Here is a 19,008-nt window from a genome sequence, read left to right as displayed (position 1 = left end):
CATTGTGACCGATAAATAATGCGGAGAAAGTGGTTGATTAGCGAATGGGTTAATTAGCGTATTAGCGAATGATCATTGTGACCGATAAATAATGCGGGGAAAGTGGTTGATTAGCGAATGGGTTAATTAGCGGATTAGCGAATAACCACCGTGACCGATAAATAAAGCGGAAGAAGTGGTTAAGTAGCGAATGAGTTAATTAGCGAGTAGCGAATGATCATTGTGGCCGATAAATAATGCGGGGAAAGTGGTTGATCAGCGAATGGGTTAATTAGCGAATGGGTTAATTAGCGGATTAGCGAATGACCATTGTGACCGATAAATAATGCGGAGAAAGTGGTGAATTTGCGGATGAGTTAATTAGCGGATTAGCGAATGGCCATCTTGACCGATGAGGCGCCGCTGAAGGAGGTAATGAGCGATGGATGTCGCACTGAAAAATATAAGCCAAAATGAATTGTATATGCCTGAATTACGCCACTCGGGAAGTGCATTGTACTCCCAAAACACCATCGTCCGCTTGACGTTTGAGTTTTCAATTGCGGTTATATTGTATGCCGAGCAATTGGAACAACGAAAGAAGTTCATCCTGTCTAATCAGCTATTGCGATCGGGGACTTCGATAGGAGCAAACGTCAAGGAAGCACAAAACGCCGAAAGCAAGGCAGACTTCGTCCATAAGATGAAAATCGCCCTGAAAGAGGCTGACGAGACCGAGTATTGGATAAACCTATGTAGCACCATGGCACACTATCCTGATACCCGACACCTCGAGGAGAAACTAGAAGTAGTACTTAAAATATTGAACAAGATTGTCGGAACGTCTAAACGGCACTCCCACATTCGCTAATTCGCTAATTACATACAAGCAATTAAAAACGTAAAACAACTGAATAACAATGTCCGAACGTCTAAACGACACTGCGACATTCGCTAATTCGCTAATCATCTAATTCGCTAATTACCATGAGTGAAATAAAATCCGTTGAATACGGACTCGAAAAAATATTCGAAGGGGCACAAGACTTCCTGCCGCTTCTCGGAACCGACTATGTCGAATTCTATGTAGGGAATGCCAAGCAGGCGGCCCACTTTTACAAAACGGCCTTCGGGTTCCAGTCGCATGCGTATGCCGGGCTGGAGACGGGCGTGAAGGACCGGGCGTCGTATGTGCTGAAGCAGGATAAGATCCGGTTGGTGCTGACGACGGCGCTGAAAAGCGACCACCCGATTGGGGAACATGTGAAGAAACACGGCGACGGCGTGAAGGTGATCGCGCTTTGGGTGGAAGATGCCCGGGCGGCATTTGAAGAGACGACGAAGCGGGGTGCACGGGTGTTTATGGAACCTACGGTAGAAACCGACGAACACGGGGAAGTGGTGCGTGCGGGAATTTATACGTATGGCGAAACCGTGCATATGTTTGTCGAGCGGAAAAACTACAAAGGCACCTTCCTGCCGGGCTACCAGCCGTGGGAAAGTAGTTATAACCCGGCGCCGGTCGGACTCAAATACGTTGACCACATGGTGGGGAACGTCGGTTGGGGCGAGATGAACACCTGGGTGAAATGGTACGAAGACGTGATGGGCTTCGTGAACTTCCTGTCGTTTGACGACAAGCAGATCACGACCGAATACTCAGCCCTGATGTCGAAGGTGATGTCAAACGGCAACGGGCGCATCAAGTTCCCGATCAATGAGCCGGCGGAAGGCAAGAAACGCTCGCAGATTGAAGAGTATATCGACTTCTATGAAGGTCCGGGTGTGCAGCACATCGCGGTGGCCACGGATGATATCATCACGACGGTCGCGGATATGCGTTCGCGCGGAGTGGAGTTCCTGTCGACACCGCCACAAGCGTACTACGATGCGATTCCGGAGCGGTTGAAAGACCACATGTCGAAGTTCAAAGAGGATATCAGCGAACTGCAGAAACTGGGCATCATGATCGATGCCGACGATGAAGGCTACCTGTTGCAGATCTTCACGCGTCCGGTTGAAGACCGTCCGACGCTGTTCTTCGAGATCATCCAGCGTATGGGTGCCCGCGGATTTGGCGCCGGAAACTTCAAGGCCTTGTTTGAATCGATCGAACGCGAACAGGCGCTTCGAGGCACGCTGTAATCGTCTGGTTGATGAATAAAATGTAAACAACTGACCAAATACAACGTTTTCGTTGTGAAATTAATGTTAAAAACAGCTTTTGACTTGCTTTTCCTCGAAAAACGATTGTATCTTTGTAGAGCAAAAGAGGGGTGGTTCCCTCGATTGATATAAATTTTTCATAATTTATAGTTTTGGTTGGTTAATAGCATAAAAACCCGGTCATTCATTTGACTGGGTTTTTTTGTTTTGGTACCTTTGGTATGGATATTGCATCGAGGGCGGAAAATTGCTCTTTTCATGAAAAGGTTCTCCCTACTTTTACTGCTCGCCTCAACCCTCAGTTTCGCCCCCGCTTCCCAAAAAGAGCGGGCTTTTGATGTAGGCGAATATTTCAAGTTCCGCATCCACTATGGCATCGTCAACGCCGGGTACGCCACCCTGGAGGTGAAAGAGGATGTGCGCAACGGCAAAAAGGTCTTCCACGCCATTGGCCGCGGCTATACGACCGGCATGACGAAGTTCTTCTTCAAGGTCGCCGACAACTATGAAAGCTATTTTGACAAAACGACAGGCAATCCATACCAATTCGTCAGGCAAATCGACGAAGGGGGTTATACGAAGAACCAGGAAGGGTTCATCAACCAGTCGACCGATCGCGTCTTGCTGAAAGACTATAAGAAGAAAACCGAGAAGACGTTTGTAGTGCCCGAGAATGTGCAGGACGTGCTGTCGATGTTCTACTACCTGCGGAACCATCCGAATATCGACCGGATGAAAGTGGGTGAAGCCGTGACCGTCGATATGTTTTTTGACGACGACCTGATCAAGTTTAAGTTAAAATATTTAGGCAAGGAGGATATTACGACTAAATTTGGCACTATATCAACCATGATTTTCCGCCCGTTAGTAATGTCCGGACGCGTTTTCAAAGAAGAGGAAAGCCTCACGGTCTGGATCTCTGCGGATGACAATAAGATGCCGGTGCGGATAAAAGCCAGCCTCGCGGTAGGGTCGCTTAAGGCCGACCTCGATGCTTTCAAAGGATTGAAACATCCTTTTACCGTTAAAGTAAAACCATGACGAACACCACCCATACGGAAGAACTGCTCGGTCAGCTCGAAGACAAATTCAGGGCCATGGGCCAAAAACCCGAGGTACATTTAGAAGGCCTGCTTTGGTCGAAACCCATTACCTATTGGGATTATATCCAAACCGATGCGCTCCTGAGCCTACAGTCACAGCGGTCATTGCTTCCGGATGAAATGGTGTTTATCATGTACCACCAGGTAAACGAGCTCCTCTTCAAAATGGTGCTGTGGGAAATCGAGCAGATCTCACGGGCCGAGAAACCCGACACGGGGATGTTCACGGAAAAACTGATGCGGATCAGCCGGTATTTCGACATGCTCACCACCTCTTTCACCATCATGCGGGATGGGATGGAAGTGGAACAATATCTGAAATTCCGCAACACGCTGACGCCGGCCTCGGGCTTCCAGAGTGCGCAATACCGCCTTATCGAGTTCGCCTCAACCGATCTCATCAACCTGATCGACCACCGCTTCCGGGCGACGATCGACCGCAACACACCTTACAGCCACGCCTTCGAGCACCTGTATTGGCAGGCCGCGGGCAAAGATTACGAAACGGGACGCAAGTCGTACCTCATCGAACAGTTCGAGAAAAAATACAAAGACCAGTTCCTTCGCTTCATGGAGGAATACAATACCATCAACCTTTGGCAGAAGTTCCGCCAATTGCCGGCCCACGACCAAAACAACCCGGAATTGGTGGCCGCGATGCGTCACTACGACCGCACGGTCAACATCACCTGGACACTGGGACATATGTCGGCTGCAAGCAAATACCTCGAAAGCGGGGCGGTAAAGAAAGAGGCGACCGGCGGCAGCGAGTGGCAGAAATACATGCACCCGAAATACCAACGCCGGATTTTCTTCCCAGAACTCTGGACTTCCGAAGAACTGGCCACCTGGGGCGAGAACGTCTAATCGATCATACGCCTGACCGTTTTGAAAAGGATTCTCCCCGTTCTGCTTTTCCTGTTTGTATTCGCCTCCTGTAAGAAAGACGTGGCCGAACCTGCCGCGAAACCGAAGCCGGAGCCCATCGTCATCGAATTTGGCTTTCGCCTCAATGACTATAATGTCGTGCATGATACGCTGAAAAACGGCGATACGTTCGGCACGCTGCTTGAGAAGGAAAACCTGGGTACGTATAACGTGCATGTGCTCAACGAGAAAATCCAGGATTCATTTGATGTGCGTAAGATGCGTTTCGGGAAGCCGTATACGTTGCTGCGCACCAAAGACAAATCACACCGTCTGCAGGCCTTCATCTACCAGCCCGACCGCACGAGTTATTATGTGGTGGACCTACGCGATTCGGTGGTCGCTTATAAAAAAGTGCGTCCGATTACGCTGAAGAAGCGCACCATCGCAATGGGACTGGAGGGCTCACTTACGGAAAGTCTACAAAAACAAAAAGTCGATCCGGGCTTTGCGACGGAAATCGCACGGATCTATGCCTGGTCGATCGACTTCTTCAAACTGCAGAAAGAAGACCGCTTCGCCATCAGTTTCACCGAGCGCTATATCAACGACAGTATTTACGACGGGGTGGAACGGCTTGACGCGGCTTTTATCGAATATAAAGGGAAGCGGATCTATGCGTTCCCTTTCCAACAGGATACGACATCGGGGAAGATCGATTATTATGACGAAGACGGAAAAGTGTTGAAGAACATGTTCCTGAAGGCGCCGTTGAAGTTCATCCACATTACGTCGCGTTTTTCTCGGAACCGCTTCCACCCGGTACAACAGATCTGGAAGGCGCACAACGGCACGGATTACGCTGCGCCGACGGGCACTCCGATTATGACCACGGCCGCGGGCACTGTAGAACGCACGGGCTACACCGCCGGAAACGGCAACTTCGTGAAGGTGCGCCACAATGGCACCTATGCGACGCAATACCTTCACATGTCGAAGATACTCGTCCGGCAGGGACAGCGTGTCGGCCAGGGCGATGTCATCGGTCGGGTGGGCAGCACCGGTCTTGCGACGGGTCCGCACGTGTGCTACCGCTTTTGGGTAAACGGCCGGCAGGTCGACCCGCTTAGCCTCAAACTACCGAATTCTGAACCGATGCCCGAGCGTTTCAAGGCGCGCTATATGAAAGAGATGGCGCCGTTGAAGAAGACGTTGGATAGTGTTTTTGAGAGGAAGTTTGGAAGGAATTAGCGAATGTGGGAATTAGCGAATTAGCGAATGCGTGTGCGGCGTGGTAGTTGGGGCGGTGAAGTTGATTAGCGAATGGGGGAATTAGCGAATTAGCGAATGTGTGTAGCGCGTAGTAGTTGGGGCGGTGAAGTTGGTTAGCGAATGGGGAAATTAGCGAATTAGCGAATGCGTGTGGCGTGGTAGTTGGGGCGGTGAAGTTGATTAGCGAATGGGGAAATTAGCGAATTAGCGAATGCTTGGCGCGTGGTAGGTGGGGCGGTGAAGTTGATTCGCGGATGGGGAAATTAGCGAATTAGCGAATGTGTGTAGCGCGTAGTAGTTGGGGCGGTGTGGGAATTAGCGAATGGTTGTGGTACGCAATAGTTGCTGATAAGTAACGCCATCCCGCCCTGCGGTTTTCCAGAGCCTTGCGGATTTTACCAAATACATTTTACGCCGATTTCCATATCAAACCAGCCAACTCGTGACTGTTAGAATACTGTTGCGGTTTCGGATCATTCGCTAATTCGCTAATTTCCCCATTCGCTAATTAGAATAGTTTCAACCTACAACGTTATAATTCCCCTTCCCTTCCTACTCATTTTGCGGCTTCCGTGGGTAACTCGTACCTTTGCGGCTTAAATTAGCCCGATGGCCTTACCAAAGTACGACCCCACGACACTTCCTGCCTGGTCTAAATTGCAGGCGCATTATACCCAAATGGCTGCGGCCAACATGTCGGACCTGTTCCGGAATGATCCGAAACGGGCGGAAAACTTCACCATCGCCTGGAACGACTTTGTGGTGGATTATTCCAAAAACATACTGACCGCGGAGACGCTTTCACTTCTGACGCAGTTGGCGGAGGAAGCGGGACTGCCACAGGCGATTGCTTCGTATTTTGGCGGTGACGCGATCAATGAGACGGAAGGCCGTGCGGTGTTGCATACGGCGTTGCGGGCACCGGAAACGGCTGACATCCGCGTAGACGGTGAAAATGTCATGCCGGATGTGGCGCAGGTAAAGGCCCGTATCAAAGCTTTTTCGGATGAAGTCATTGGCGGACACCGTGTGGGCTTCACCGGAAAACCGTTTACCGACGTGGTCAACATCGGCATCGGCGGCTCCGACCTGGGTCCGGCTATGGTGGTAGAAGCGCTGCGTTTCTACAAAAACCACCTCAACGTGCACTTTGTTTCGAATGTGGATGGGGACCATGTGTATGAAAGCCTTCGTGGACTTGACCCTGAAACGACGTTGTTTGTCATTGTCTCTAAAACGTTCACCACGCAGGAAACCCTGACCAACGCCGAAACCATCCGAAAATGGTTCCTGCAATCGGCCCAACCGGAGGATATTGCGCGCCATTTCGTGGCGGTCTCAACGAACATCCCGAACGTGACCGCTTTTGGTATTGCCGAAGCGAACATCTTCCCAATGTGGGATTGGGTGGGCGGACGCTTCTCGCTGTGGAGTGCCGTGGGTCTTTCGATCAGCCTGGCCACCGGATACGAGCATTTTGAGGGGCTATTGGCGGGTGCACACGAAATGGACACCCACTTCCGGACGGCGGCACCTGAGCAGAACATCCCGGTGGTGCTTGCCTTGCTGAGCATTTGGTACAACAATTTCTTTGGCGCCGAAACCGAGGCGCTTATCCCCTATACACAATACCTGCAGAAACTGGCGCCGTATCTGCAACAGGGCATCATGGAGAGCAACGGTAAGAGTGTGGCGCGCAACGGCGTTCCGGTGACCTACCAGACCGGCACGGTGATCTGGGGTGAGCCGGGTACGAATTCGCAGCACGCGTTCTTCCAGTTGATCCACCAGGGCACCAAACTGATCCCGGCCGACTTCATCGGGTTTGTAAAACCGCTGCACGGCGATGCCGACCACCATCATAAACTGATGTCGAATTTCTTCGCACAGACCGAAGCATTGCTGAACGGCAAGACCGAGGCGCAGGTGCGGGCGGAATTCGAAAAACAAGGCGTTTCGGCTGAGAAGGCGGCGTTTTTGCTGCCGTTTAAGGTCTTTGCCGGTAACAAGCCTACTAATACGCTTCTCATTGACCAACTGACTCCGAAAAGCCTGGGGGCGCTGGTCGCGCTCTACGAACACAAGATTTTCGTGCAGGGGGTAATCTGGAATATTTTCAGCTACGACCAGTGGGGCGTGGAGCTCGGTAAACAGTTGGCGAACTCGATCCTGGGGGAAATTGAAACAGGACAGGTAGCCCAACATGATGCCTCCACTACGTTATTATTGCGTCATTTCCTACAACGCGAAACAAGCCTTAAATAAAGGTTAAATGCCCACCCCGCCCGAAAAGCGGGGTTTTTTTGCTATATTTGGAATCCTAACATCAATGCTATGTACCCATATATACGCGACGTCCATGCGATAACGGGCATTTTGGTCTTCGTTTTACTTTTGGCTGCTTTTATCAATGCACTCATGGGCTTCTCGGGAAATCGGGAGTTTACCCAGAAAGACCGCAAGCTTTCGCTGTTTGCGCTTATCTTCACCCACCTGCAATTTGTGGTCGGCCTGATTATCTGGCTGATCTCTCCGCTGGGAAAATCGGCCATGAGCCAGATGTCGGACGCGTCGCTTCGCCTGACTGCCGTTGAACACCCTTTCGTCAACCTTATTGCGATCGTCCTGATTACCATCGGATGGTCGAAACACAAACGCAAAACAGACAGCAAATCGAAGTTCAAATCGTTCCTGATTTTTTACGGAATCGGAATCGTACTGCTCCTGAGCCGCATTCCGTGGGACCTGCTGTCGGCTACACTTAAAGACCTGCTTTCATGAGGTTGCGGCTGCGTATTGTGGCCGTATGTGTGTTCCTGGTGTCGCTACTGGGGTATGGCCTTGTGCCTGCGGGTCACCTTCGGTTGCAGCAACCTAAGGGTAAGCAGGACAGTATCGTCAGCGACTCGATTGTGTTGTCGGGGAAATACCGTTTTAAATTACTGAAGAAGAACGCCCACGCGTCGTATTATGCCGATCGACTTAACGGACGGCGGACGGCCAGCGGACGGGTGTTCAGCAACTCGAAGTATACGGCCGCCCATCGGAAGCTTCCGTTCGGCACGAAAGTGCGTGTGACGAATGAGGCCAATGGAAAGTCGGTCATCATCGAGGTAACCGATCGGGGTCCGTTCACCAAAGGACGGGATATCGACCTCTCTAAGCGCGCCTTTATGGATATCGCCGGAGGTTCGCGCTACGGCGGATCGCTTCGTGTCACGCTGGAAGTCGTACAGCCCTGATGGCCGCCCGCAAGGCAACCCTCACGCTTTTTATGGTGGCTTCGCTACTGTTGGCCGCCTGTGGCAGTTCCAAACGCAGTGTGTATAAAGCAAGTGCGGAGGTGTCGTATTATGCCGATACTTTCGACGGGCGTAAAACAGCGAACGGCGAGACCTTCCGCAACCAAAAACTGACGGCTGCCCATCGTACCCTTCCTTTCGGCACCAAGCTACGCGTCACGAACCTCGCAAATGGAAAATCGGTTGTGGTCACCGTCAATGACCGGGGTCCGCAGAAAAAGAGCCGTGAGCTCGATCTGAGCAAGCGGGCCTTCATGGAAATTACCGATAACAAGAACCACGGCACGTTACGCGTCTCTATCGAGGTGCTGTAACGCTTACATGTTGTAGAGCCACGTCGCCGGATTGGCGTAGGTGGTGTTCTGCGAAATCATGAATTTCAGGATGGTTTTTCCGGTGTCGCCGTTGGTACGGATGCGACCCACTGCCTGTTTCGTCGAGACCTTCTCACCCTGGCTGACCGATACACTACTCAGGTTTTGGTAGACCGTGAAGTAATCACCGTGCTGGATGATGACGAGTTTGTTGACGGGCGATATATCGGTTACCTTATAGACCGTTCCACTAAAGACGGCGCGGGCTGTAGCACCTTTATCCGTTTCAATCTCCACACCGCTGTTTTTTACCGGTAGTTGGTATTCCGGGTGGATGACGCTGTTGCCATAGGGCATATACACCGTTCCGCGTTCTACCGGCCATGGGAGTTTTCCTTTGTTGGCCCGGAAGTTATCGGCGGCCAGTTTCGCTTCCGGCGTAAGGACAATCTTATTCGATTTGATGGTCGCTTCGGTTTTGGCGGCTGACACCGTTGGGTTTGCTTTCCTATTGGCTTCGGCGGCTTTTTTGTTGGCCGCAGTGATCGCGTCGCGGATCAACTTATCGATTTTTCGGTCGATGGCAGCCGACTCGCTTCGTTTCTTTTTGATTTCGGCGGCGATGCGTTTTTTGTCTTTCTTGATGGAGTTCATCAATTTCTCCTGCTCCTGCTTTTCTTTCTGCAGGGTTTGCCGCTCGGTTTCCTGCTCGGCCAACAGGTCTTGTTTTTCTTTCTTCTGGGTATCGAGCGTAGCGTTCAGGGCGCGTAACCGCTCGGCTTTCTGACGGATTTCCTCGCCCTGCATCTTACGGTAGGCGGCGTATTGCTTGAGGTATTGCGCCCGTTTGTAGGCCTGTAGGAAGTTTTGTGATGACAACAGGAACATGGCGCGACTTTGCTCGGAACGCGTTTTATATGACTTCCGGATCATTTCGGCATAATCGGCGCGGAGCGTGTCGAGTTCACGGTGCATCCGGTTGATCTCGAGTTGGTTCAGGTACATGTTATCCTTTAGCAAACGGGCCTGCTTCTCGGTGGTACGGATCAACTGCTCGCGCAATTTGATTTTCTCAGTCTGCTGCGCGATGAGGGACGTGACCGATTTCTGCTTCTGGTTCTGCTGTTGCAGAAGCGCTTCCTGCTCACGGATTTCGGCCTGTAACTGCGCTTTCCTCCGTTCGAGTTTTTCCTGCTCGTCGCCCTGGGCCGATGCCATGGCTACCAACAGTAACGCAACGAAAGTGAATAGGTGTTTGGTCATGTTTTGGCTGTTTTGGTTCAGTCAAGTTCTTCGCGGTCATAGCCATCCGGAACGCTGTAGGGGAAGGTAAGATCTTCGTTGAAGGTCGCGGAGGTATAGTCGATGTCGATGGTTGTTTTTTTGTCTTTGTTGAAGGCTTCTATGCCAATCGTCGACGGCAGCAGCAGCCCTGCGTATTCTTTATGCCCGTCGTAACTGACCTGCAGGACACGGCTGCGACTCGGCTGGCTTACCCCCTGCCGTTTCAGCAGGTATTTTGACGCTTCAAAGTAAAACACTTTTTCGGTGCCGTCCGACTGTTTTTCAAGTTTGTACATCTGTTCTTCCAGCGAGGCGATGAAACCGGCCGCTGTAAGGTCGTCCATTGCCTGACCGAGTAACAGGCGCTGCACTTTGGCGTAGTCGAGTTCGGTGCCCAGCCATTTGCTTAGCGAGGCATAATCGCCTTCGAAGTAGGTACCATTGGCTTTTTCGTAGTATTTGACTTCCGATGGCGTGATGAGTGCCTTGGCGACGGTGATGCCGAGCAAACGAAGGCTCACAAGTATCTTTTGGTCTTTCTGGATGCGGATCTCGGTTGAAAGCGACTGCGACTGGTTGTCGTCTTTGTAGCTGACCGACCCTTTGATATAGGCTGTGCGGAAATCGCCCTGGCTGGCGTAATGCCCTTTCGCGATTTCGGCAACCGATTGGGCTTCGCGTGCCTTCGCGGTCGCTACCACTGCCTGTTGGGTTTTACAGGAGACAGCCACGAGCGCAAGCAGGGCTATGATGATTCCTTTTTTCATTTCTTTTTATTAAGCAATTTGTCGGCTTTGAGGAAGTACTTTTCCTTGTTGGCCTCGTCTCCGAGTCCGTGATAGGCTTCGCCGATCTGTATATTGAAATTGGCTTCCAGCGGTACGCTGTCGACGATATAATCTACTCCGGTAAGCAACAGGTCTTTTGCCTTTGCGAACTGCTTCAACTGGTTGAGGGCGAGCCCGCCATAGTAATACAATTCGGGTTGCATCGGATAAAGTTCGATGGCAGCCGCGGCTTTGGCGTTCAGCTTGTCAAACTGTGTGGTTTCCGCATACGCCTGGAGCAACAACAGGGTGTTTTCGAGATCGGCCGGGTTGGCGGTCGCTTCTTTCTCGTAGTAAGTCGCGGCGCTCTTCCAGTCGCCTTTCCCCTGGTAGAACTTGCCGATTTCTTTGGCCGTCTTGGCCTGTTGGTCGCCCCCAAACAGCGCCGTGGCCTGGGCCAGCGCCTCGGCATACTGAGGGTTCTTCTGGGTAAACAGCAAAAACTCATTGATGACCCGGTGCTTGATCTTCGAATCGATCCGGGTGCTTTTGAGTAGCTGGTTCATGGCTGTAACCGCATGATCGCCATCATTGGCCGCGAGCGCGTTTCGGAACAGGCTCACCTGGGCCCAATCGGAAGCCGGGATGGCTTTTTCCAACTGTTTGGCGATTTCATTGGCTTTGGCTTCCTGGCCACTGTTGCTGTAGAGCGACATGAGTTCGAGATAGGCCGCTTCGTCCTGCGGGTCGGCTTTGATCCGGGCGAGCAGGTCGTCTTTCTCGCTTCCGGCGTATTTCGGATCCGACAGGATATCGGCCTTATACAAATCGCGCTTTTCGGAATGCCCAACGGTGGCGTTGAGTTCGTTGATCAGGGCCAGGGCTTTGTCGAACTGCTTTGTGTTCATATACAATGAAACGAGGTCTTCCTTCAGCGTATCGTCAAACGGAAGGAGTTTGGTGACAATACCGATGGCGCGGTTCCAGTCTTGCGTTTCGTAGGCCACGTCATACATGCCGTTCAGGTACCAACGGTTGGCGGGGTCGAGTTGACTCGCCTTCTCAAATGCCTCGTAGGCTTCTTTGTAGTGTTTGGCCAGTAGTTGGTTCCGTCCGATTTCGTTGAAAAGGGCGGGGTTATCGGGTTGTAATTTCAGGCATTCGTCGACATAGGAAATGGCCTTGTCGTAATTGCCGATGGCCTTTTGGCGCAGGGCTTCGAAGAACTTGTCGCGGAATTTATCTTCCGCTACACCGATATCTTCCGGTTCCCCCTGTTGGGCGCAGGCCGGCATCCGGAGGAAGCATCCTCCGAGAACCAGTGCGATGGTAAGCCATTTTTTGTACATCTGCCTAAAATACATCAATCTGTCGTAACAACCCTTTTTTTATCGTGCTCTTAAGAATTATTCCAACACGGAATAATCGCCTATACTGATGCTGGTAAAATTCCCGTCGAAGGTCGCGTGGCTTCCGATCATGGCGTTGTCAAGGTTCGCATTGCGGATCGTCGATTTCTCCTGCACCAGGCTGTTTTTGATGGAGCTGTTCTCCACTTTGGTTCCTTTGCCGAGTGAGACGTTCGGGCCGACGGTGGCGTTCTTCAACACCACTCCCTCACCGATAAAACACGGCGGGATGATGGTCGACGCTTCCAAAACGGCGCTATCCGACACCAGTTGCTCCCCATCGGCGTGCAGAAACTGCAGCATGCGCGAATTGGTTTCAACAGTGACGTTCTTGTTGCCGCAATCCATCCATTCGTCTACTTTTCCGGGCACGAACCGCAGTCCTTTTTGCTTCATGTTCTCGAGTCCGTCGGTCAATTGGTACTCGCCTCCCTTCACGACGTTATTGTCGAGCAGGTATTGCAATTCCTCGCGTAGCGCTTCGCCGGACTTGAAGTAGTAGATGCCGATGATGGCGAGGTCGGATACGAATTCCTTCGGTTTCTCGACAAAATCCACAATGCGGTCACCGTCTAACTGCACGACACCAAACGCGCTCGGATCGTCTACCTGCTTCACCCATATCACGCTGTCGGCGGTAGTATCTAACGTAAAATCAGCCCGGAAAAGTGTGTCGGCATATGCCACGACGATCGGTCCGGTCATACTGTCTTTCGCACACATGATGGCGTGGGCGGTTCCGAGGGCTTCGTTTTGGTAGTAAATCGTGCCCTTCGCTCCTAGTTTGGCGGCAATGGCGAGGAGGTCACTTTCTACCTGTTTGCCGAAGTCTTTGTGGATGATGAAGGCAATTTCTTCGATGGCCTGGTGGAGCACACCCGCGATATCCTCAACCAGACGGTGTACGATGGGTTTGCCGGCAATCGGGATCAGCGGCTTCGGTACGGTAAGCGTATGTGGCCTAAGACGGGAGCCACGACCGGCCATTGGGACAATGATTTTCATTTGTATAGGATGTTTTTGTTTGCTTTTATTTTACGCCGGTACTTCCGAACCCTCCTTCACCGCGGGCGGTTTCCGACAGGGATTCGACTTCGATCCATCCGGCGCGTTCGTGTTTGGCGATGACCAGTTGCGCGATGCGTTCGCCGTCTTCCACCACAAAATCTTCCTCCGAAAGGTTAATGAGGATGACCCCGATTTCACCACGGTAATCGGCATCGACAGTGCCGGGTGCATTGAGGACGGTGACGCCTTTTTTGGCCGCGAGTCCACTTCTTGGGCGCACCTGTGCTTCATACCCTTCCGGAAGCTCGATGTATAATCCGGTGGGGATGATGGCGCGTCCCATCGGGCGTAGCGTCACGGGTGTGGTGAGATGGGCCCGGAGGTCCATACCGGCCGAAGCGAACGATTCATAATGGGGCAGCGGATGCGATGATTTGTTGATGATGCGAATGGTCATACGAGTTGGTTTTCATTATCAGGCCCACCTGAAACGGGGGACTGTGGTTTTTCACGGCGTTGCAGCACCTGGCGGATTGCGTCTTTTTCGGCGATAAAAATGACGCCGAGGAAGGCGAGTAGCAACGCGCCTCCTACCAGGTAATTTTCCCGGAAACGGTAAAAATACACCACCGAGAAGACAATCGAAAGGGTGAGGTAGCCGCCGATCCGCTTTTTATCGTAGGGCACGGGATAATACCGTTGTCCCATCAGGTAGGAAATCAGCATCATACTGCCGTAGGCGCCGATGGTAGCAATGGCGGATCCATAGTAGCCTCCGAAGGGCCCGTCGAGCGGGATGAGCCAGAAATTCAACAGCAGGGTAACAACGGCTCCCACGAGCGAAATCAGCGCGCCGATGTACGTTTTGTCGATGAGTTTGTACCAGACCGACAGGTTGGTGTAAATGCCGAGGAAGAAGTTTGCGAAGATGATGAGCGGCACGACCTTCATCCCTTCCCAGTAGACGTCATCGCGCAGCATGATCTGTTTGAGGACGTCGGCGAACACAATCACCGCCAATTGGATGAACGAGCCAAAGATGACAAAATAGCGGGTGATCGTGGCGTAGGTGTTGGCCGCGTTCTCTTTGTCGGCATGGCTGAAAAAGAAGGGTTCGATGCCCAGCGTATAAGCCGTTCGGAAAAGCACCATGAAAAGGCCAATCTTGTAGCAGGCAGAATAGATACCAACCTGTTCTTCTGCTTTTTCGGGCGACAGCGGAAGTAACTTCTGCAGGAGGATTTTATCGAATTGTTCGTTGATCGCAAACGCGACGCCGGCTACCATGACGGGAAGGCTGTATTGCAGCATTTTCTTCCACAGCGCCCAATCGAAATGCCAGCGCATGCGGAGGTAGTCGGGGGCGAAGGCCAGCAGGGTGAGCAGGCTGGCTACGACATTGGAGATGATGATGTATCCGACCTGGAAATTCGAATAGTAAATGGAATCAAAGAAGCCTCCCGGGTCGTGAGCCGCCAGTTTGGGCAGGTAGATCAGGAAGAAGACATTGAGTACGAGGTTGACCAATACGTTCCCGACTTTGATGACGGCGTAGCGGATGGGGCGTTGCTGTGCGCGGAGTTTCGAAAAGGGGATGATGACGAGCGCATCAAGCAACAGGATCCAGACGAGGTAGGTGACGTATTCGACATCCACCCCCGCCCACACTGCCAATTGTTCGCGGAACAACAATGCGGTGAAGAGAAAGGCGAACGACGTCCATACCAACGACACCATCGCGGTTTCCACTACCTGTTGCCGGTCTTTCTCGCGGTTGTAAAAACGGAAAAACGCCGTTTCCATACCGTAGGCAAGCAGCACGTTGAAAAAGATCATCCAGGAGAAGAGTACCGACACGCGCCCATAATCGCCTTTGTTGTGAAGGGCATCGGTGTAGAGCGGCACCAGCAGGAACGAGAAAATCTTGGGCAATACGGCTGCCATCCCATAAATGGCCGTTTGCTGGAAGAGTTTCTTGTATAGTCCCACCGATTCTGCGTTTCGGCAAAAGTACGGAATTCGGCTTTGGTGGAAGGGCTCAGGGCCTACAAAAAGGAAACCCGCGGGAGGACATCCCACGGGTTTTTTAAAGTAGCAACAGGAGGACTACTGCTTGATCAGGCGGAAGCGCTTCACAAATTGTCCCTGGGTAAGGATTGCGTTATAAACGCCATTGCGGTAGCGGTCGCCGAGTGTCAATTCTGACAGTCGCTCTTTGGTGGTGCTGATGGTATCTACTACAACGCCTGACATATCAAAAACCACGATTTCTACTTTCTCATCCGACTCGCTGTCCAGTTTGATCTGGAAGGCGCTCGTAAACGGATTCGGATAGGCAACCAATGTCGCCTCCGTTGGACGTACTTCTGTTACCTCTTCTTCCTGCTCGAAACGACCCGTAGCCGGTGTGGTTACCGTACAGGCCGATCCGTAGGCCCCGAAGGTACCGTTCACCGAAGTGGCTACACGAACAGAATACACGGTGTTGGCTGTGATAGGTTCGCCACCCAGGTCGGTCAGCCTGAAGAAATAGCTGGCAGCCGGTTTATCGATGGTGCGAACCGTAGCGCCGTTGGTTACTTCATATCGGTATGCATCAACGTTCAATACGGTGTTCGCATAGATCAGGGTGTTGAAGGCGGCCAGTGTTACGCCACATTGCGTGCTCTTAAGTGTGGTAAGTGGCGCAACAGCCGGTGTCGTGACATTGCAGGAAGAACCGTATACACCCCAGGTGCCGTTGGTCATTACGGCTACCCGAACGCTGTAGGTAGTGCCATATTTGATGGCTTCTCCTGACAAGTCGGTCAGTTTGAAATAGTAGTTTGTTTTGTCGACCGTACGAATAAGGGCTCCGTTGGTCACCTCAAAACGATACATCTGGGCGCCGGCCAATGAGTTGGCATATAATACAGAGTTGACGGCCGCGAGTGTCGCGCCACAGGTTGCAGTTTGCAACGACGTCGTAGGGGCGGTAGCCGGAGTCGTTACGGTACAGGCGTCGCCATAAGCACCGTAGGTACCATTGAATTTAACCGCTACACGGATAGAATAGGTAGTCGCATAGGTTGCGCCGCCGCTCAATTGCGTAAGGTTAAATGTCGCGTCTATTGTTTCAAGTGTGCGTACGTTTGAACCGTTGGTCACTTCGAATTTATAGCCTTCTACAGATGGAACCGGTGTGGCGTTGATCGCTGTTCCAAGTGCTGGAAGTGTTACACCGCAGGAGGCCACTTTCAGTTTTGTTGGCGGGATGTTTGTCGTCGTCGTGATGTTACAAGCCGGACCGAAGTCTTGGTACACCCCGTTGAGTTTTGCTGCCACGCGGATACTGTAGGTCGCGCCATAAGCTGCTCCGCCTGTAAGTTGTGTCAGGTTGAAGTAGCGAACATTGTTCTCACGGAAACGAACATTTCCTGCAAGTGTCACTTCGAATTTGTAGTCGGTAGCACCGGTTACTTCATCGGCATAAATCGGAGTGTTGAGTGCCGGAATCGTCGTGCCACACTGTGATGCCATTACTTTTGTAGCGGCAGATGGTGTAGTGACAGTACAAGCATCACCATATGCACCCCATACGCCGTTCACCAGGGTGGCTACGCGGATCGAGTAGGTGGTAGAGAAAGCGCCTCCGCCTGGCAATTGGGTCAGGGCAAAGGTATTTGAACCTGCCGCCGGGATAAACGTTTGTATGTTGGTCCCATTGGTGATCTCAAAACGGTAACCTGATACGCCGGTTACGGAATTGGCTGACAACAGTGTTCCGAGGGTCGGTATGGTGACACCACACAGTGCGGTTTTCAGTTTGGTAAGCGGTGAAGCGGCCGGCGTCGTTACGATACAGGCATCGCCATAGTTACCCCATACGCCTTCTACTTTGATGGCGACTTTTACGGAGTAGGCTACACCATACGCAGCACCTCCCTGGAGAAGGTTCAGGTTGAAAAAGGCTTCCCCGGCATTGGCTGGGGTGTACTCACGTACGGTAGCACCATTGGTTACCTGGAAACGGTAGGCCTGTGCACCCGCTACGGCGGTAGCATACAACTGTGTCGTCAACGTACTGATGGTGATGCCACATTGTGATGATTTCAGTTTGGTAGTGGCAATCGGATTGAGGATACCGTTGAAATACGAATCGGTGAAGCTGGCACCATTAATTACACTTTGTGAAGCCGGACGGTAGTCGAGTCCGGTATATACCGTCGCATTCGACGTGTTATACGGAGCCGTAAGCAGCCCGCTGCTCGTCGCCAGTGTGGTGTTGCCGTTGGCCGCATACCAGGTGCTGATGTTGAACGATGGGTTGTTTCCGGATGTGTTGACCTGCAATACTTTGGTGGTATTGGTGATACCGGCCAGGATGTTGTTGTTCCAACGAAGCGTGCCGTTAAGGGCCGCTGTTTCAGATCCGACGCCGTCAACGTGAAGGCCTTCCGGATAATCCATGAAAATGGAGTTGTAGATTTTCAGGCGGGATGCACGACGGATACGGGCCGCACGCTTGTAGCCGGTGGCCAGTGTGCCTCCGTTTGGCAGTGTCTGACGGTACGACGGTCCGACCATGGTCATGTTGGTAAAGATGGCGCTGGTGTAAGGCGACACTTCTGAACCGGCCGCGTTGTTGTCAGACTCAAAACCTTCTGATGTGGAAACAGCCGGAGCGTCGGATATTTGTGGGTCGCGGATCGCCAACCCGAACTGAACGCGGCCGCTGTAGCCGTTATCGGTATCGAAGTCGTCGTCAAGGTTGCGATAGGCCACAAGGTGCTTACAGTCAACCGTTCCGCCGAACCATTCGAAAGCGTCGTCGTTGGTGAACGATACCTGCACGTAGTCGATGGTGGTACCGCTACCGACCGCTCCCATAGTCAGGCCGTTGATTTCGTTGTTTGGGGCGAATACGTATCCTCCGAATTCGATACGCACATACTTCAGCGTACCGGAGTTATCGTTAAGGATAGGAGACGCGCCGCCGCCGTATTGTGTGTCGGGAGAGTTGGTAATCCCTTCGATGTAATTCTCGCCTCCGTTCAGGTTGAACTGGCTTTTACCCAATAGGATGATGCCTCCCCAATCGCCTTTAGCGCGTTGGCCGACAGGCTTATCGGATGTGAATACGATCGGAGCCGCAGCCGTTCCGACTGCCATCAATTTCGCGCCACGTGTGATCACAAGGGCAGAACCGCTGTTATCGCCAAGGATTTTTACACCTGGCTGAATAGTAAGCGTGGCGTTGTTCTTTACATACACCAATCCTGACAAGAGGTAGGTGTTGCCTGACGTCCAGGTGGTGTTGGTGGTGATGGCCGTGTTGACCGTTACCGTCGCCGATGGGTAGGCGGTGTTTTGTGGATCGAAATTCGTCCAGCCGTCCGTCCACATGGCAGCGGGGGCTGGTGCAAAAGCTCCCTGATAGGAAGTTGGTACGATCTGGGCCGAACCAACGACTCCCAAAAGGAGCATCATGAGCACGCTGAGTTTTTTCATTTGTTGTGTTTTTTTGATGTTAAAGGATTGAAACGAAGGTAGAAAAT

The 19,008-nt window shown here is 52.1% G+C and carries 16 protein-coding genes; 9 read left to right on the top strand and 7 right to left on the bottom strand.

What is annotated here, in order from left to right:
• Window positions 1–463 precede the first annotated feature (463 nt).
• The 9 genes from MKO97_RS03380 (at window position 464) to MKO97_RS03340 (ending at window position 9,003) form a co-directional block, all read left to right on the top strand.
• Complete coding sequence (locus tag MKO97_RS03380) at window positions 464–850, top strand: four helix bundle protein (protein ID WP_241104660.1); 387 nt, start codon at window positions 464–466, stop codon at window positions 848–850.
• Between the two features lie 116 nt (window positions 851–966).
• Window positions 967–2,124 carry a 4-hydroxyphenylpyruvate dioxygenase gene (gene hppD / locus MKO97_RS03375; protein ID WP_241104659.1) on the top strand — a complete coding sequence of 386 codons (1,158 nt, stop codon included), beginning with the start codon at window positions 967–969 and terminating at the stop codon, window positions 2,122–2,124.
• A 279-nt stretch (window positions 2,125–2,403) separates the two neighbouring features.
• Window positions 2,404–3,186 (top strand): DUF3108 domain-containing protein, encoded by a 783-nt coding sequence (locus tag MKO97_RS03370; protein WP_241104658.1) that lies wholly within the window; start codon window positions 2,404–2,406, stop codon window positions 3,184–3,186.
• Entirely contained in the window at window positions 3,183–4,115 is a 933-nt protein-coding gene (locus MKO97_RS03365) for a tryptophan 2,3-dioxygenase family protein (protein WP_241104657.1), read from the top strand. The genes MKO97_RS03370 and MKO97_RS03365 overlap by 4 nt, the downstream gene beginning before the upstream one ends.
• A 21-nt stretch (window positions 4,116–4,136) precedes the next feature.
• Window positions 4,137–5,366 carry a peptidoglycan DD-metalloendopeptidase family protein gene (locus MKO97_RS03360; protein ID WP_241104656.1) on the top strand — a complete coding sequence of 410 codons (1,230 nt, stop codon included), beginning with the start codon at window positions 4,137–4,139 and terminating at the stop codon, window positions 5,364–5,366.
• Window positions 5,367–5,996: 630 nt separating this feature from the next.
• Window positions 5,997–7,652: a glucose-6-phosphate isomerase gene (gene pgi, locus MKO97_RS03355; protein WP_241104655.1), complete on the top strand. Its 1,656-nt coding sequence runs from the start codon at window positions 5,997–5,999 to the stop codon at window positions 7,650–7,652.
• Window positions 7,653–7,721: 69 nt separating this feature from the next.
• Window positions 7,722–8,168 (top strand): hypothetical protein, encoded by a 447-nt coding sequence (locus MKO97_RS03350; protein WP_241104654.1) that lies wholly within the window; start codon window positions 7,722–7,724, stop codon window positions 8,166–8,168.
• Window positions 8,165–8,629: a septal ring lytic transglycosylase RlpA family protein gene (locus MKO97_RS03345; protein WP_241104653.1), complete on the top strand. Its 465-nt coding sequence runs from the start codon at window positions 8,165–8,167 to the stop codon at window positions 8,627–8,629. The genes MKO97_RS03350 and MKO97_RS03345 overlap by 4 nt, the downstream gene beginning before the upstream one ends.
• 32 nt (window positions 8,630–8,661) lie before the next feature.
• Complete coding sequence (locus MKO97_RS03340) at window positions 8,662–9,003, top strand: septal ring lytic transglycosylase RlpA family protein (protein ID WP_241105496.1); 342 nt, start codon at window positions 8,662–8,664, stop codon at window positions 9,001–9,003.
• A 3-nt stretch (window positions 9,004–9,006) separates the two neighbouring features.
• Here MKO97_RS03340 and MKO97_RS03335 read toward each other — a convergent pair whose 3' ends face one another.
• The 7 genes from MKO97_RS03335 to MKO97_RS03305 form a co-directional block, all read right to left on the bottom strand.
• Complete coding sequence (locus MKO97_RS03335) at window positions 9,007–10,266, bottom strand: murein hydrolase activator EnvC (protein WP_241104652.1); 1,260 nt, start codon at window positions 10,264–10,266, stop codon at window positions 9,007–9,009.
• Between the two features lie 17 nt (window positions 10,267–10,283).
• The gene (locus tag MKO97_RS03330; protein WP_241104651.1) at window positions 10,284–11,054 is read right to left on the bottom strand and encodes a DUF4292 domain-containing protein; all 771 of its coding nucleotides are present in this window, start codon (window positions 11,052–11,054) and stop codon (window positions 10,284–10,286) included.
• Window positions 11,051–12,403, bottom strand: coding sequence for a cytochrome C biosynthesis protein (locus MKO97_RS03325; RefSeq protein WP_241104650.1), 1,353 nt, complete (start codon window positions 12,401–12,403; stop codon window positions 11,051–11,053). The genes MKO97_RS03330 and MKO97_RS03325 overlap by 4 nt, the downstream gene beginning before the upstream one ends.
• A 57-nt stretch (window positions 12,404–12,460) precedes the next feature.
• Window positions 12,461–13,468 carry a sugar phosphate nucleotidyltransferase gene (locus MKO97_RS03320; RefSeq protein WP_241104649.1) on the bottom strand — a complete coding sequence of 336 codons (1,008 nt, stop codon included), beginning with the start codon at window positions 13,466–13,468 and terminating at the stop codon, window positions 12,461–12,463.
• A gap of 25 nt (window positions 13,469–13,493) precedes the next feature.
• The gene (dut, locus tag MKO97_RS03315) at window positions 13,494–13,928 is read right to left on the bottom strand and encodes a dUTP diphosphatase (protein ID WP_241104648.1); all 435 of its coding nucleotides are present in this window, start codon (window positions 13,926–13,928) and stop codon (window positions 13,494–13,496) included.
• Complete coding sequence (locus tag MKO97_RS03310) at window positions 13,925–15,460, bottom strand: lipopolysaccharide biosynthesis protein (protein WP_241104647.1); 1,536 nt, start codon at window positions 15,458–15,460, stop codon at window positions 13,925–13,927. Before MKO97_RS03310 ends, dut begins: the two co-directional genes overlap by 4 nt.
• Window positions 15,461–15,577: 117 nt before the next feature.
• A complete protein-coding gene (locus tag MKO97_RS03305) occupies window positions 15,578–18,961 on the bottom strand; it encodes a T9SS type A sorting domain-containing protein (RefSeq protein WP_241104646.1) in 3,384 nt (1,127 codons plus the stop codon).
• Window positions 18,962–19,008 lie beyond the last annotated feature (47 nt).

The organism is Flavobacterium sp. HJ-32-4 (assembly GCF_022532105.1).
Taxonomy (GTDB): domain Bacteria; phylum Bacteroidota; class Bacteroidia; order Flavobacteriales; family Flavobacteriaceae; genus Flavobacterium.
This window is presented reverse-complemented; position numbering and strand designations above follow the sequence as displayed.

Coding starts and splice junctions, on each gene's coding strand:
- MKO97_RS03380 (WP_241104660.1), top strand. CDS start 464: ATGCCTGAATTACGCCACTCGGGAAGTGCATTGTACTCCCAAAACACC.
- hppD (WP_241104659.1), top strand. CDS start 967: ATGAGTGAAATAAAATCCGTTGAATACGGACTCGAAAAAATATTCGAA.
- MKO97_RS03370 (WP_241104658.1), top strand. CDS start 2,404: ATGAAAAGGTTCTCCCTACTTTTACTGCTCGCCTCAACCCTCAGTTTC.
- MKO97_RS03365 (WP_241104657.1), top strand. CDS start 3,183: ATGACGAACACCACCCATACGGAAGAACTGCTCGGTCAGCTCGAAGAC.
- pgi (WP_241104655.1), top strand. CDS start 5,997: ATGGCCTTACCAAAGTACGACCCCACGACACTTCCTGCCTGGTCTAAA.
- MKO97_RS03350 (WP_241104654.1), top strand. CDS start 7,722: ATGTACCCATATATACGCGACGTCCATGCGATAACGGGCATTTTGGTC.
- MKO97_RS03345 (WP_241104653.1), top strand. CDS start 8,165: ATGAGGTTGCGGCTGCGTATTGTGGCCGTATGTGTGTTCCTGGTGTCG.
- MKO97_RS03340 (WP_241105496.1), top strand. CDS start 8,662: ATGGTGGCTTCGCTACTGTTGGCCGCCTGTGGCAGTTCCAAACGCAGT.
- MKO97_RS03335 (WP_241104652.1), bottom strand. CDS start 10,266: ATGACCAAACACCTATTCACTTTCGTTGCGTTACTGTTGGTAGCCATG.
- MKO97_RS03330 (WP_241104651.1), bottom strand. CDS start 11,054: ATGAAAAAAGGAATCATCATAGCCCTGCTTGCGCTCGTGGCTGTCTCC.
- MKO97_RS03325 (WP_241104650.1), bottom strand. CDS start 12,403: ATGTACAAAAAATGGCTTACCATCGCACTGGTTCTCGGAGGATGCTTC.
- MKO97_RS03320 (WP_241104649.1), bottom strand. CDS start 13,468: ATGAAAATCATTGTCCCAATGGCCGGTCGTGGCTCCCGTCTTAGGCCA.
- dut (WP_241104648.1), bottom strand. CDS start 13,928: ATGACCATTCGCATCATCAACAAATCATCGCATCCGCTGCCCCATTAT.
- MKO97_RS03305 (WP_241104646.1), bottom strand. CDS start 18,961: ATGAAAAAACTCAGCGTGCTCATGATGCTCCTTTTGGGAGTCGTTGGT.